Source organism: Micromonospora sp. NPDC049089 (assembly GCF_040648775.1).
Lineage (GTDB): Bacteria > Actinomycetota > Actinomycetes > Mycobacteriales > Micromonosporaceae > Micromonospora.
The window spans coordinates 1-12668 of the sequence record NZ_JBEZEH010000210.1 but is presented as its reverse complement, the minus strand read 5'-3'; the positions used below and the strand labels follow the sequence as shown (position 1 = coordinate 12668).

14 protein-coding genes are annotated in these 12668 nt (G+C 72.4%); 6 read left to right on the top strand and 8 right to left on the bottom strand.

Going from position 1 to position 12668, the window contains the following annotated elements; genetic code table 11:
• The 4 genes from AB0B48_RS27785 to AB0B48_RS27770 all read right to left on the bottom strand — a co-directional run.
• On the bottom strand, positions 1-1486 hold a 1486-nt coding region (locus AB0B48_RS27785; protein ID WP_357206626.1), incomplete at its 3' end, for an ABC transporter permease subunit.
• Complete coding sequence (locus AB0B48_RS27780) at positions 1483-2760, bottom strand: extracellular solute-binding protein (RefSeq protein WP_357206624.1); 1278 nt, start codon at positions 2758-2760, stop codon at positions 1483-1485. The genes AB0B48_RS27780 and AB0B48_RS27785, both read right to left, overlap by 4 nt.
• Positions 2757-3389 carry an ATP-binding cassette domain-containing protein gene (locus AB0B48_RS27775; RefSeq protein ID WP_355009060.1) on the bottom strand — a complete coding sequence of 211 codons (633 nt, stop codon included), beginning with the start codon at positions 3387-3389 and terminating at the stop codon, positions 2757-2759. Before AB0B48_RS27775 ends, AB0B48_RS27780 begins: the two co-directional genes overlap by 4 nt.
• 92 nt (positions 3390-3481) lie before the next feature.
• The gene (locus tag AB0B48_RS27770; RefSeq protein WP_357206622.1) at positions 3482-4459 is read right to left on the bottom strand and encodes a WYL domain-containing protein; all 978 of its coding nucleotides are present in this window, start codon (positions 4457-4459) and stop codon (positions 3482-3484) included.
• 44 nt (positions 4460-4503) lie between these two features.
• Between AB0B48_RS27770 and AB0B48_RS27765 the strand changes: the two genes are divergently transcribed.
• Both AB0B48_RS27765 and AB0B48_RS27760 read left to right on the top strand, forming a co-directional pair.
• Positions 4504-4983 (top strand): hypothetical protein, encoded by a 480-nt coding sequence (locus tag AB0B48_RS27765; protein ID WP_357206620.1) that lies wholly within the window; start codon positions 4504-4506, stop codon positions 4981-4983.
• Entirely contained in the window at positions 4983-5441 is a 459-nt protein-coding gene (locus AB0B48_RS27760; protein ID WP_357206618.1) for a hypothetical protein, read from the top strand. Before AB0B48_RS27765 ends, AB0B48_RS27760 begins: the two co-directional genes overlap by 1 nt.
• Positions 5442-5482: 41 nt before the next feature.
• Here AB0B48_RS27760 and AB0B48_RS27755 read toward each other — a convergent pair whose 3' ends face one another.
• Both AB0B48_RS27755 and AB0B48_RS27750 read right to left on the bottom strand, forming a co-directional pair.
• Complete coding sequence (locus tag AB0B48_RS27755; protein WP_357206616.1) at positions 5483-6655, bottom strand: low temperature requirement protein A; 1173 nt, start codon at positions 6653-6655, stop codon at positions 5483-5485.
• Between the two features lie 26 nt (positions 6656-6681).
• Positions 6682-7101, bottom strand: coding sequence for a hypothetical protein (locus AB0B48_RS27750; protein ID WP_357206614.1), 420 nt, complete (start codon positions 7099-7101; stop codon positions 6682-6684).
• 185 nt (positions 7102-7286) lie between these two features.
• On the opposite strand from AB0B48_RS27750, the gene AB0B48_RS27745 reads away from it, so the two are divergent.
• The gene (locus tag AB0B48_RS27745; RefSeq protein ID WP_203117359.1) at positions 7287-8375 is read left to right on the top strand and encodes an S-(hydroxymethyl)mycothiol dehydrogenase; all 1089 of its coding nucleotides are present in this window, start codon (positions 7287-7289) and stop codon (positions 8373-8375) included.
• Complete coding sequence (locus AB0B48_RS27740) at positions 8372-9001, top strand: MBL fold metallo-hydrolase (RefSeq protein ID WP_357206612.1); 630 nt, start codon at positions 8372-8374, stop codon at positions 8999-9001. The genes AB0B48_RS27745 and AB0B48_RS27740 overlap by 4 nt, the downstream gene beginning before the upstream one ends.
• A gap of 37 nt (positions 9002-9038) precedes the next feature.
• Here the strand turns inward: AB0B48_RS27740 and tsaA are convergent, their stop codons facing one another.
• On the bottom strand, positions 9039-9467 hold the full coding sequence (tsaA, locus tag AB0B48_RS27735) for a tRNA (N6-threonylcarbamoyladenosine(37)-N6)-methyltransferase TrmO (protein WP_357206610.1): 429 nt from the start codon (positions 9465-9467) through the stop codon (positions 9039-9041).
• 57 nt (positions 9468-9524) lie between these two features.
• On the opposite strand from tsaA, the gene AB0B48_RS27730 reads away from it, so the two are divergent.
• Both AB0B48_RS27730 and AB0B48_RS27725 read left to right on the top strand, forming a co-directional pair.
• Complete coding sequence (locus tag AB0B48_RS27730; protein WP_357206608.1) at positions 9525-9995, top strand: VOC family protein; 471 nt, start codon at positions 9525-9527, stop codon at positions 9993-9995.
• 567 nt (positions 9996-10562) lie between these two features.
• Positions 10563-11276, top strand: a complete 714-nt coding sequence (locus tag AB0B48_RS27725) for a hypothetical protein (RefSeq protein ID WP_357206607.1) — start codon at positions 10563-10565, stop codon at positions 11274-11276.
• Positions 11277-11342: 66 nt separating this feature from the next.
• Here AB0B48_RS27725 and AB0B48_RS27720 read toward each other — a convergent pair.
• Positions 11343-12668, bottom strand: a 1326-nt coding sequence (locus tag AB0B48_RS27720) for a hypothetical protein (RefSeq protein ID WP_357206605.1), incomplete at its 5' end; no start/stop codon positions are given.

Here is a 12668-nt window from a genome sequence, read left to right as displayed (position 1 = left end):
CCCACACCCCCCGCCCCCCCACCCGGGCGACGCGGACCTGCTCCACCGGCAGGTCCGCGAACGCGTTGCGCAGCACCAGCACCGCGAACGGCACGCCCAGCGCGATGTGTACCAGAGCCAGGCCCTGGGCCGTACCGGAGGAGAGCACCAGGCCCAGCACCTCGTTGACCGGCCCGGCGATGACCTGGATCGGCACGACGCTGGCCGCCAGCAGCAGCAGCCCGGTGGCCTGCGCGGCCGGCCCGGTCAACCAGGCCAACGGGTACGCGGCCAGCAGCGCCACCACCAGCACCGTGGCGGTCACCGCGCTGGCCAGCAGCAGGGTGAAGCCCAGCGTGCGCCACAGCTCGGTGCCCGTGATCAGGTTGCGGTAGGACTCGCCATTCGGCGGCGCCGACCACCAGCCGCGAGCGGCGGCGTCCACCTGGCCGTGGGCCGACGTGGCGACCAGCACCACCAGCGGCACCAGCCAGGCGATCGCGGCACCCGCCGCGAGCAGCCGGAACACCCGTCGGGGCGGGGCGACCGGGGCGGGCTCCGGTGCCGCCTCGACGCGCGGCGGGGGCCAGGCCTGCCGGACGAAGAGCGCGGCCACCATGATCCCGCCGATCACCGCCACCAGCCACACCACGCCGAGCGCCGCGCCGTCGCCGGTGGTGGTGCCCCCGGACGTCTGCCAGATCCGCAGCGCCAGCACCGAGGCCTCGTCGCGGACCGAACCGGGGGTCATCACCAGGATGAGGTCGAACGTACGGCTGGTGCCCACCGCCACCAACGCGAAGACCACAGCGGTCGTACGCAGCAGCAGTGGCCGCCACTGCGCGTCCCACAGCACGTGACGACGCGTACCGCCGTAGGCGCGGACCGCGTCGGCGAGGCTCTGCGGCACCGCGTCCAGCGCGGAGCGGAAGACCAGCACCGCCAACCCGACCCAGGCCCAGACGAACGCCGACATCAACGCGACGGTGACCATTCCCGGCCCGAGCAACTGCGGGGCGTCCTCGATCGGGCGGCCGGCCAGTCGGGTCGCGACCAGGGTGGCCAGCCCTCGGCTCGGGTCCGGGTCGTACATCAGCCGGAAGGTGACCCCAGTGACGACCAACGGCAACGCCACCGGCACCAGGAGGATCAACCGGACCAGGCCGCCCTCCTGGGAGCGGCGGGACGCGGCGGCGAGCAGATAGCCCAGTGCCGTCACCACCGCCGGCACCAGCAGCGCCCAGAGGACCGTCCGACCGACCACCGCGCCGGTGCCCGGGGCGGCGAGCGCGGTCCGGAAGTGCGCCGCACCGACCCAGCGACCGTCGGTGGTGACGCTGGCGTGCATGGTCCGCAGCACCGGCCACAGCACCAGCCCGCCGAGCAGCACCGCGGCCGGCAGCAGCAGGGCCGACGTGGCCCCCGCCGCCGGATAGGCCCGACCGCGCCGGGCTGGACCGACGTCGTCGAGGACCGCCAGCTCGCCGAGGACCCGCACCTGGCTCATCGGCCGCCTCCCGCGCTGCGGGCCGCTGCGGCGAGCAGGCCGGTGGCCCGGCGGATCGCCTCGCCGGCGCGGACCCCGTCGGTGACGTCGGCGAAGAAGCCCTGCATGATGCGCCAGATGCCGACCCCGTCCGAGCCGGTGAACGCCCCGCGCAGTTGGTCGGAAAGGTCGAAACGCAGGGTGCCGGGGGCCCGCATTTCCGTGGCGAGTTGCTTGCCGACGCCGTCGGTGTAGCTGGTGATCGAGACGTTGGTGTTGGGCGACAGGTAACCGCCTTCGCGTAGCCACGGTTGGAACGAGTCGGCCCTGGCCAGCCATTCGACCAACTCGACCCCGCCCCGGGCGTCGGCGAACGCCACTGCCGCGTCGCCACCGACGATCAGGGGACCACCGCCCGGCTGGGTGCCCGGGAACCGGAACGTGACAGGTGCCTCCGGGCCGCGTCGGAACGGACGAACGACGTCGGCGGTGAAGTCGGCTCCCAGGAGCATCACCGCCCGCTTCGTGTGCACCACCTGGATCACCGACTCCTCGTACTGGGTGAGCAGCGCACGACGGCCGCCACCGACGAACGCGCCACCGATGCTCCACAGCCCGGCGAGGCGGTCCAGGGCGTCGCGTACCGGCGTGTCCTGCCAGTCGGCACCCTGTTGGGCGAGGGCGTAGTAGCTCCCGGGTGCCATGTCGGCCAGAACGTTCTCGAACCAGTCGGTGAGCACCCAGCCGTCCGCGGCGCCGATGGCCAGGGGCGCCGGGCCGCCGTCGCGTCGGGCACGCGCGGCCAACTCCCTGGTCTGGTGGAGGAGTTCGTCCCAGGTGGTCGGCGGCGCGGGCAACATGGAGGGCAGGTGCCAGACCAGCGACTTGTGCGCCGCCTTGACCCAGACGCCGTAACGTTCGCCCTCGGTCATCAGCAGATCGCTCAGCTCGACGCGCACTGCGTAGTCGGTGGACGGGCGCACCGGGCTCAGCCAGCCGCGCTGGGCGTACTCGGTGACCAGGCCGGGGCGCGGCAGGATCGCCACGTCCGGGATGGTGCCGGCGAGGTGTCGGGCGCGCAGGAACGCGTCGATGTCGTTGCCGGCGCTGATCACCTGCACCGGGGCGGGGTAGCCGGCGACGACCCCGCGGAACCGGTCCAGCTCGCTGGTGCTCCACACCACGGCGACCTGCACCGACCGGGTTCCGCCGGAGCAGCCGGCGGCCAGGGTGGTGGCGCCCGCGGCGACGGCGCGCAGCAGCGTACGGCGACCCACCCGGGCGGCCGGCCTCATCGGGCCGCCTCGCTCGGCTCGGTGACCAGCTCGTGCCGCACCGGTATCTCGGCCAGGGTGGCCGGGTCGGCGGTGCAGACCAGCACCGCCACCCCGGGGGCGTCCGGCGGCGAGAGGCGAGGCATCAGATCACCGAGGCGGCTGTCGCCCGCCGAACCGGCCGGCAGGTCGACCACCAGCACCTCCGGCAGGCAGGCCGCCGCTCGGGCGAGCGCCACCCGGAACCGCTGGGCGTCGGAGATCTGGTGCGGCAGCAGGGCGAGGGAGAGCGCCAACTCGAGCCGGTCGACCACTGTGGCCGTCCAGTCGTTGGCCACCTCGTGCACCCGTTCGCGTTTGCGCTGGCCGTACTCGATGTTGCGCCGCACGGTGAGCTGCGGCAGCAGCGCGCCACCGGCGGGCACGTAGCCGATCTGCCGGCGCGGCGGCGGCAGGCTGGTGACGTCCCGGTCGCCGACGAGGACGCGGCCGGTCACCGGCGGGGCCAGCCCGGCCAGCACCCGGGCGACCGCCGTGCCGAACCGGGGCGGCGCCACCAGGGCGGCAAGTGTGCCGGCGGGAACGTCGAGGGTCACCGGCCCGGTGCCGGGGACGGCGACCAGTGCGCGTAGCCGTAACGTGGCCCTCACCTCCGGTGACCATTGATGACCGTCCCAGGGTGGCACACCGTGCCGACAACCGACGCCCCCGGCCTTTCCACTGTGGAGACGGTCGGAGCTGTTCAGGAGGGGGAGTAGAGCGCGGCGAGCCCAGCCGCCGTGGCGGCCAGCCGTTCGCGCAGCGCCACCGGGGTCAGTACCTCGACGTCGGCACCGAGGCGCAGCAGGTCACCGTGGGCGTGGGTGAGCGACTCGATGGGCAGCACCGCTGTCACCCACCCCCGCGCGTCCGGTGGCCCGGCGCTGCTGTCCATCGCTGTCACCACCGGATCGCTGCCGATCTCACGCAACCGCTGCCGCCCGGCGGGGGAGAGCCGGACGTGGGCCTCGTCGCGGTGCAGTCGGGCCCGGAACTGCACCACGTGCGCCCGCCACCAAGACGGCAGGTCGAAGTCGTCCGGGCGGTCGAACTCCTGCGCCAGCGGGGTCAGCGCGAGGATCTGGTTGACCCGGTAGGTCGCCGGCGCGCCCCGGCCGGGCTGGTCGGCCACCACATACCAACGGCCGCCCTTGAGGACCAGGCCGTACGGCTCCAGGACCCGGGTCACCTCGCCGTTCCAGCCGCGGTAGCGCACCTCGACGCGGTGCTGGCGCCAGACCGCCTCGGCCGTGCGGGCCAGCTCGGGGGAGGCGTCGCCATCCGCGTACCACCCGGGAGTGTCCAGGTGGAAGCGTTGTTGCAGTCGGGTCGCCCGGTCGCGCAGCGGCGCGGGGAGCGCGGCGTGCAGCTTGAGTTGCAGCGCCGCCACCACGTCGCCGTAGCCCAACTCGTCGGCGGGGCCGGGCAGGCCGGCGAGGAACAGCCGGTCGGCCTCCTCGGCGGTCAGCCCGGTCAGTCGGGTCCGCCAGCCGTCGACCAGTTGGTAGCCGCCGGCGTGCCCGGCCTCGCCGTAGAGCGGGATGCCGGCGGCGTGCAGCGACTCGACGTCCCGGTAGATGGTGCGGGGGGAGACGGCCAACCGCTCGGCGAGCTGCGCGGCGGTCAACCGTCCGTGCGACTGGAGCAGCAGCAGGACGGAGAGAAGTCGAGAGGCCCGCACTTCACTGACACTAGTTGTCAGGGGACCCGTCCTACCGTCCCGGCATGGCATTTCGCGACAAGGAACTACGAACGCCCGGGCCAGTGCTGATCGGCGGCCGGCAACTCAAGCGCTACCACATGGACCAGCCCGAGCGGCCGATCGAACCCGAGGTGGAGAAGGCCGCGTACGACCTGCTGCCCGACCTGCTGGCCGACGTCGTCGACGACGGCACCCCGGCCGCCGGGTGGGTGGTGCTGCACCGGGGCGCGGACACCGGCGCCTACCTGCTGGCGTACACCTGGGTGTGGGACAACGCGCTGGAGATCCGTGTCGCCGCGGCCGGGCAGCCGGCGCTGGACTGTCCCGACGACGACCCGGCACACTTCGTCCACCTACGCCGCCCGGCGGTGGGCTGCGTCTGGGAGTTGGCGGTTCTGGAACACGAGCGGGCCGCCTGGGTCCGGCACATGCTGCTGCCGGAGAGTCCGAATCTGACCGATTATCTGCGTGACACGCGAGCGGAAGGGCCGGTGGGCCGCTGATGGGCGACTTCGACTTTTTTGTGGGCACCTGGAACGTCGTCAACCGGCGGCTGCGCGAGCGGCTGGTCGGCTCCGACGAGTGGGAGGAGTTCCCCGGGGTGTCGGTGGCGCACGGCTTCTTCGCCGGCGGCGGTCACTTCGACGAGATCACCTTCCCGACCAGGGGATCCGCCGGCGCCACGATCCGGGTCTTCGATCCGGCCCGGCAGGAGTGGTCGATCTACTGGACGAGCAGCGACACCGGGGTGCTGGGGCTGCCGCCGATGGTGGGCCGCTTCGTCGACGGGGTCGGCCACTTCTACGCCGACGACCAGCACGAGGGGCGTCCGGTCCGGTGCCGGTTCATCTGGTCGGGCATCAGCGCGACCACCGCCCGGTGGGAGCAGGCGTTCTCGGTCGACGGCGAACAGACCTGGGAGACCAACTGGATCATGGAGTTCACCCGAGCGTCGGACTAGTGGTCTCGCGCTGACGTCCGGTGGGTGATCCGTGAGCGACGTCAGGTCACCGGCGTGCTCGGGCCCGCGTCGCGGCGGCGCAACAGGATGGTCAACGCCACGAGGACGACCAGCAGGGCCGCCATCGCGTACACCGGGGCCGGACCGAGCGGTGCGAGCAGTGCCAGCAGCGCGACGACCGGGAAGGCGACGACCACCGCGCCGTGCTGCTGGCGGCGCACGTGCAGCATCCAGACCGTGAGCAGGAAGACGGCGATCGGGACGGCCAACGCGTACCCGGCGACCCTTCCCGAGATGTGCGCGAGGTGCCGCTCGTGGTCCACCGACACGCTCAGACCCGCGCCGACCGCGGCGACCGCCGCGAAGATCAGGTAGTGGCCGTAGCCCCAGACCAGCGTGTACGGCATGCGGTCGGGCGCGTCGATGGGCCGGTCGAAGTAGAGCCACCACAGGGCGAACACGATCACGGCGGCCGCAGCCGCCAGGGACCAGAGGTGACGGTCGCCGGCGTCCACTCCGGTCTGGATGGCCACCGACGTGGCCAGCACCACGTCCCCGAGCACGATCAGGGTGAACAGCCCGTACCGTTCGGTGATGTGTCGCGGATGCCAAGGGGTCATGCCCGGGCGCTCGGCCACCGCCGGCACCAGCAGGTCGGCCACGACCAGCAGTAGCAACGCCGCGGTCCCCCACGCCTGCGGCAGGGCCAGTCGGAGCAGCCAGCCGATCTGGACGACGGTGACTCCGACCGCGTACCGCCGGGCCGCCGGGCGGTGCGCCGGGTCACCGGCGGCGGCCCGGCACCACTGCACGACGAGCGCGATCCGCATCACCACGTAGCCGTACGTGATGACGCTGAAATCGCCGTCGTTGAACGCGCGAGGCACGCCGGCCGCGATGATCAAAGCGCCGGCGATCTGCACCAGCGTCGCGATCCGGTAGAGGTCGTCGTCAGTGTCGTAGGCCGAGGCGAACCAGGTGAAGTTCATCCACGACCACCAGATCGCGAAGAAGACCAACAGGTACCTGGTCAGCGCGTGGCCGAGCTGATCCTCGGAGACGGCGTGGTGCAGGCTGGCGGCGGCCTGCGACACCGCCACCACGAAACACAGGTCGAAGAAGAGCTCCAGCGGCGTGGCCGTGCGGTGCGGCTCGTCGCGACGACGGGGCCGCATCGGCCGGTAGAACGGCCGCACCGACCGGGGCTGGGTCACCGAAACTCCTCAGACCACCTGTCGGGTCAGCCGCGCCGACGGCAGTGGGTCAGCCCCTCCAACACCAGGGTCAGCCCCGCGCCGATCAGCCAGACGTCCTTGGCCAGCCCTGCGCCCTGCTGGGTCGGGCGAATGCTGCCGGGTTCGCGCATCCCCGGCGTCTTCAGGTAGAGCTGCACCAGGCCCGCGCCGAACGCGGTCAGGCCGAGCCCGGCCAGGGGCGCCGGGACGAACGGCGCGAGCAGCGCGGCCCCCAGGGCGATCTCCGAGTACGACAGCAGCTTGGCGAATCGCGTCGGCTCCAGTTGACCGAGCTGGGGCATGGCGGCTACCGCCATCCCGTGCAAGCCCTCCGCGGCGGTCCCCTCCAGAGTGCGCTTGCCCAGACCCGAGTTGAGGAAGTACGCGCCGATGCTGACCCGTAGCGGCAGGTGCGCGAATTTCATTGTCACTCCCGTTGGCCGTGGTCGAATGCGGCCCGCGTACCCCGCACCGCCCGCGATAACCCGCCGGGCCGGCTGGGCTGGCCGTGGTGGTCGCGGTAGGTTCGCCAGGGGCCCACCGCCGAGCCCGTGGCACACCCGCCCACCTCGGCACGCGGCCCCGCCGCAGACCACCAGCAGGAGGCGAAGTGAGCCAGGAAGTCCGGGGAGTCATCTCCCGCAGCAAGGGCGCACCGGTCGAGGTCACCACCATCGTGGTGCCCGATCCCGGGCCCGGTGAGGCGATCGTCCGGATTCAGTCGTGCGGGGTCTGCCACACCGATCTGCACTACCGCGAGGGTGGCATCAACGACGACTACCCGTTCCTGCTCGGTCATGAGGCGGCGGGCATCGTCGAGCAGGTCGGCGAGGGCGTCACCGACGTCGCCCCGGGTGACTTCGTCGTCCTCAACTGGCGCGCGGTCTGCGGCGTGTGCCGCGCCTGCCGTCGCGGGCGGCCCTGGTACTGCTTCAACACCCACAACGCCACCCAGCGGATGACCCTCACCGACGGCACCGAACTCGCCCCGGCTCTCGGCATCGGGGCGTTCGCCGAGAAGACCCTGGTGCACGCCGGGCAGTGCACCAAGGTCGACCCCGCGGCCCGACCCGCCGCCGTGGGCCTGCTGGGTTGCGGGGTGATGGCCGGGCTGGGTGCGGCGATGAACACCGGAAACGTCACCAGGGGCGACTCGGTCGCGGTGATCGGCTGCGGCGGCGTCGGGGACGCGGCGGTCGCCGGTGCGGTCCTCGCCGGCGCCACCACGATCGTCGCTGTGGACACCGACAGCCGCAAGCTCGACTGGGCCCGCAAGTTCGGCGCCACGCACACAGTGAACGCGTCCGAGACCGACCCGGTCGAGGCGATCCGTGCCGCCACCGGTGGCTTCGGCGCCGACGTGGTGATCGACGCGGTGGGCCGACCGGAGACGTGGAAGCAGGCGTTCTACGCCCGCGACCTGGCCGGCACCGTGGTGCTGGTGGGCGTACCGACCCCGCAGATGCAGATCGAGCTGCCGCTGCTGGACGTCTTCGGACGGGGCGGCGCGCTCAAGTCCAGCTGGTACGGCGACTGCCTGCCCAGCCGGGACTTCCCGATGCTCACCGAGCTGTACCTGCAGGGCCGGCTCGACCTGGACGCGTTCGTCACCGAGGAGATCGCGCTCGACCAGGTCGAGAACGCCTTCGACCGGATGCACCACGGCGACGTGCTCCGCTCGGTGGTGGTGTTCCCGTGACCGCCCGCGTCGACCACGCGGTCACCTCGGGCACGTTCTCCCTCGACGGGCAGACCTTCGACGTGGACAACAACGTCTGGGTGATCGGTGACGACCGCGAGTGCGTCGTCCTGGACGCGCCCCACGACGTGGCGGCGATCCTCGCCCTGGTGGGCGACCGGCAGGTCCGGGCGATCCTGGCCACCCACGCCCACGATGATCACGTACGGGTGGCGCCCGAGCTGGCCGAGGCCACCGGCGCGCCGGTGCTGCTGCACGCCGCCGACCGGGTCCTCTGGGACATGGTCCACCCGCACCTGCCGCCCAACGGCGAAGTGCACGACGGGCAGAGCATCGAGGTGGGCGGCACCACGCTGCGGGTGCTGCACACCCCCGGGCACAGCCCCGGGGCGTGCAGCTTCCACGCGCCGGAGTTGGGCGCGGTGTTCACCGGCGACACGCTCTTCGCCGGCGGGCCCGGCGCGACGGGCCGCTCGTACAGCGACTTCGACACCATCGTCCGGTCGATCCGCACCCGTCTGCTGACGCTTCCCGCGGAGACGGTCGTGCACACCGGCCACGGCGACGACACGACGATCGGCGCGGAGGCACCGCACCTGCAGGAGTGGCTGGACCGCGGCCACTGAGCCCAGCACACCGGCCAGCTGTGCGCGGTCGACGGGCTCAGCGTTCGTCGGCCGCGCCCAGCACCGGTTTGACGTCCAGGATCGGGGTGCCGTCGAGGGCCTCCAGGTCGGTCACCTCGACGCGCAGCCCGTCCACCGTCAGGACCCGCACCCGGTGCAACCCGATCGGGTTGGGCCGGTGCGGTGAGCGGGTGCTGAACACCCCGGTCTCCGGACGGTTCGCGTCGCCGCGTGGGTGCACCGCGAGCACGTCGCGCCGGGCACGGTCCAGCCAGGTCAGCACCAGCAGCTCCGTGCCGACGCGCAGATCACGCAGGGCCTGGTCGACCCGCGCGTCGAAGATCAGCCACGCCGCCGGCGCGCCCTCGTCGCCCTGCCGTGGCGCGCTCGCCGCGTCGGTCAGCGGCGAGGCGACCCGCCCGACCGGTCGCAGCAGGTACGTGTCACCGCTCGCCGTCTCGACCATCGTTGCTCCCCTCTGGACGGCCCCAACCTAACCTCGCCCGGCGCTAGGATCTTGAACATGGCCGCCGACTCGCCCGTCCCCGCCGTCCGTCAGTTGCGCCTCGTGGTGGAGGCCACCGACCACGAGGCCGCCGTCGCGTTCTTCCGCGACGCGCTGGGCCTGCCGGAGGAGGCGGCGTTCAGCGGCGTGGGGGACGCTCGGGTGGTGATCCTGGACGCCGGCCGCGCCACGCTGGAGATCGCCAACCCCGCGCAGAAACGCCTGATCGACGAGGTTGAGGTGGGCCGGCAGGTCGCGCCGCGCATCCGGGTGGCCTTCGAGGTGGACGACACGGAGGCGACGACCGCCCGGCTGGTGGCCGCCGGCGCGGGCGAGATCGCGCCGCCGACGCGTACGCCGTGGCAGTCACTCAACTCCCGCCTCGACGCGCCCGCCGGGCTTCAGATCACCATCTTCCAGGAACTCCTCGGGCCGAACGAGGGTGTCGGGACGCGCGATGCGGGGCCCGCAGGTGACGGCGACAACTAACTCCGGCGGCGGGCGGACTGCGGTCCTGATCCGGTCGGGACCTTCCAGCACCCCGCCGCGACGGCGCCTTCTCCTCGGCTAGGGCGAGCCGCACGGCTGCCTGACCCACCGTGCTGGTCTCGACACTCACTCACGGTAGCGACAAACCGCCAGCTGCCTGCCTCCCCAACACCCCGCACGGACCTTTGCTCTGCTTACCTATCTGCACCACGTCCCGTCAGCTGCGCATACGCCCTTTCCGCCAGCTACCGCGGTCCGTCCTCGTGGTCACGAAACGTGGCCGGTGCGTATAGGTAAGCAGAGCAAAGGCTGACGTCCGCACATCGCTCTCGCGCTCCGAGAACACCCCCGTGTCACGCCCGTCCGGTCTGATGCCGGCAGGGCCTCGGTGTCCGACTCTGCGCGTGACCAGGGCCGCAGCCTGCAGGGGTTTGGGCAATTCCGGAATGCCCGACACGTGAACCCGGTTGTGTCCCCCGTACCGCCGGAGCCCAAACCCTTTTCCGCGGTCATCTCCCGAGGAGTGTTCACCCCGGAGCGCTCCGCACGATCGAAAGGGCAACCATCGTGAAGGTCGACTTCACTCGATGGCTCCCCGCCATCGCTAAGGACTCGTACCGCAAGACCGCGCTGAGCGTGGCGGGTGTGGCTGCTCTCGGTGGTCTGGCCCTCGCGCCGACCGCGGTCGCCGCACCGGTCACCTCCGGACCGCACCAGGGCGCCGTCGCCGCCATCGACCGCGCCACCGGAAAGGCCGCCACCACGGCCCGCCAGGACGACCAGCCCGTCGAGTCGGGCCTCACCACCGGCTCCGCCACCGGCAAGCCGCTGGCCGGCAAGCCGAGCCGAGCCCAACTGATCCCGCACGGCATCGAGGGCGCACAGTCGCGCGTACCGCTCGACGACGCGCAGTTGGCCAACGCCCGGGCAATCGTCGACGCCGCCAAGAAGACCGGCGTCGGTGACCGGGGCGCGGTGATCGGCGTCGCCACCTCGTTGCAGGAGTCGAAGCTGTACAACCTCGGCCACCTCGGCGCGTACAACGACCACGATTCGCAGGGCCTGTTCCAGCAGCGTCCGTCGTCCGGTTGGGGCACGCCCGACCAGATCACCGACCCGGAGTACGCCGCCACGGCGTTCTTCACCGCACTCAAGAACGTCGGCGGCTGGCAGGACCTGCCGCTGACCGCCGCCGCGCAGACCGTGCAGGTCTCCGCCTTCCCCTACGCGTACGCGCAGTGGGAGGAGCAGGCGGCGGACATCGTCCAGCAGATGTGGTGACACCCGCACACGAGGCCGGCCGGCTCCCTTCGACGGGAGCCGGCCGGTTCTGTGTGTCCGGGTACCTCAGCAGGCCGGGTAGAGGCGGCGGGTGCCGACCCCGGCCGCGTACGCGTCCCGGTCGCTGAACCGGCAGCCGTAGTCGGGTCGGGCCACCGCCGCCGGGTCGGTCACGGTGTCGCCGGCCGGGCGCTTGCCGGTGCGTACCCAGGACACCAGGTCGTCCCAGGCGGTGCCGGCCTCCGCCGGGGTGAACTCGCAGTGCTGCGTCGCCCGGATAGCCCGCTGAACCACCAGCCTGCTGCGACCGTTGCGCGCCACGTCGGTGGCGTACGCCTGCTCCATGCTGAACGGTACGAACAGGTCGCCGAGACCGTGCAGGCTGAGTACCGGCGCGGTCGGGCGGCCGGCGATGCGCGGCACCTCGGTCAGCGTCGGCAGCAGCCGCTGCCGCAGGTTCTCCGGGGCGACCCGCTGCACCGTCGCGTTGATGTTCACCGGGCTGTTCGGGGTGTAGCGGGTGAGCAGGTTGGTGGACAGCTGGCCGGGCCGCTGGGCGGGGGAGTTGCCGCTCCCGGTGGGCACGCTGATCGAGAAGAGGAAGTCCTTCCAGACCGCGAATGCCGCGTCGGCGCCGGGACGCGGCCCGCCGGAACGGTTCACCGTGATCGCCCGCAGCTGCTTGCCCCGGTCCGTTGTGGTGTCCGGCCCGGTGGGGGTCAGCCCGGCCAGACCGAGCGCCACCTGGATGCGGGGCACCGCGTTGGTCAGATAGTCGGCCGGCGTGGGATACGCCGGCACCCCGGAAAGTGCCTGCGCGACCAGGTTGTAGTCCAGGTAGAAGTCGAGCAGCGTCTGATCACCGAGCACCCCGCACATCGGCAACGCGCCGTCGTAGAAGCCGGGGTACTGCTCCAGTGAACGACCGATGACGTACCCACCCATCGACACCCCGGCGACGTAGGTGTGCTGCGGTCGGCGGACCGTCCGCCCGAAATGGTCGGCGAGATCCTTCGTTCCCAGCACCCCCGAGCGGATGTCGAAGCCGTTCCGGTCGTACGAGGACGACGCCCACGCGTACCCCTGCTCCAGCACGCGCTGCCGCAGCCCGAAGGCCGGCGGTTCCGGCGAGAGCACAGTGCCCTGGCCGCGGTAGCCGTGCGCCCACAACACCAGGTCGCCGTTCCACCGGGCGGGGACCTCGATGATGTACCCGGCGTGGCGGTGCACGCCCTGGCGTACCGTCGTCGGCCGGCCGCCCACCACCAGCGGCGCCAACGGCGGATTCTCGATGGTGTAGCCGGGCAGTGGCTCGCCGCCCCTCGCGTCGCGGCGCCGGGGGCGGGGGGGGGCGCCGCGCCGGCCCGGCCCCCCGCCGCGGGGGGGGGCGGC

Coding starts and splice junctions, on each gene's coding strand:
- AB0B48_RS27730 (WP_357206608.1), top strand. CDS start 9,525: ATGGCCGCCGACTCGCCCGTCCCCGCCGTCCGTCAGTTGCGCCTCGTG.
- tsaA (WP_357206610.1), bottom strand. CDS start 9,467: ATGGTCGAGACGGCGAGCGGTGACACGTACCTGCTGCGACCGGTCGGG.
- AB0B48_RS27780 (WP_357206624.1), bottom strand. CDS start 2,760: ATGAGGCCGGCCGCCCGGGTGGGTCGCCGTACGCTGCTGCGCGCCGTC.
- AB0B48_RS27760 (WP_357206618.1), top strand. CDS start 4,983: ATGGGCGACTTCGACTTTTTTGTGGGCACCTGGAACGTCGTCAACCGG.
- AB0B48_RS27765 (WP_357206620.1), top strand. CDS start 4,504: ATGGCATTTCGCGACAAGGAACTACGAACGCCCGGGCCAGTGCTGATC.
- AB0B48_RS27750 (WP_357206614.1), bottom strand. CDS start 7,101: ATGAAATTCGCGCACCTGCCGCTACGGGTCAGCATCGGCGCGTACTTC.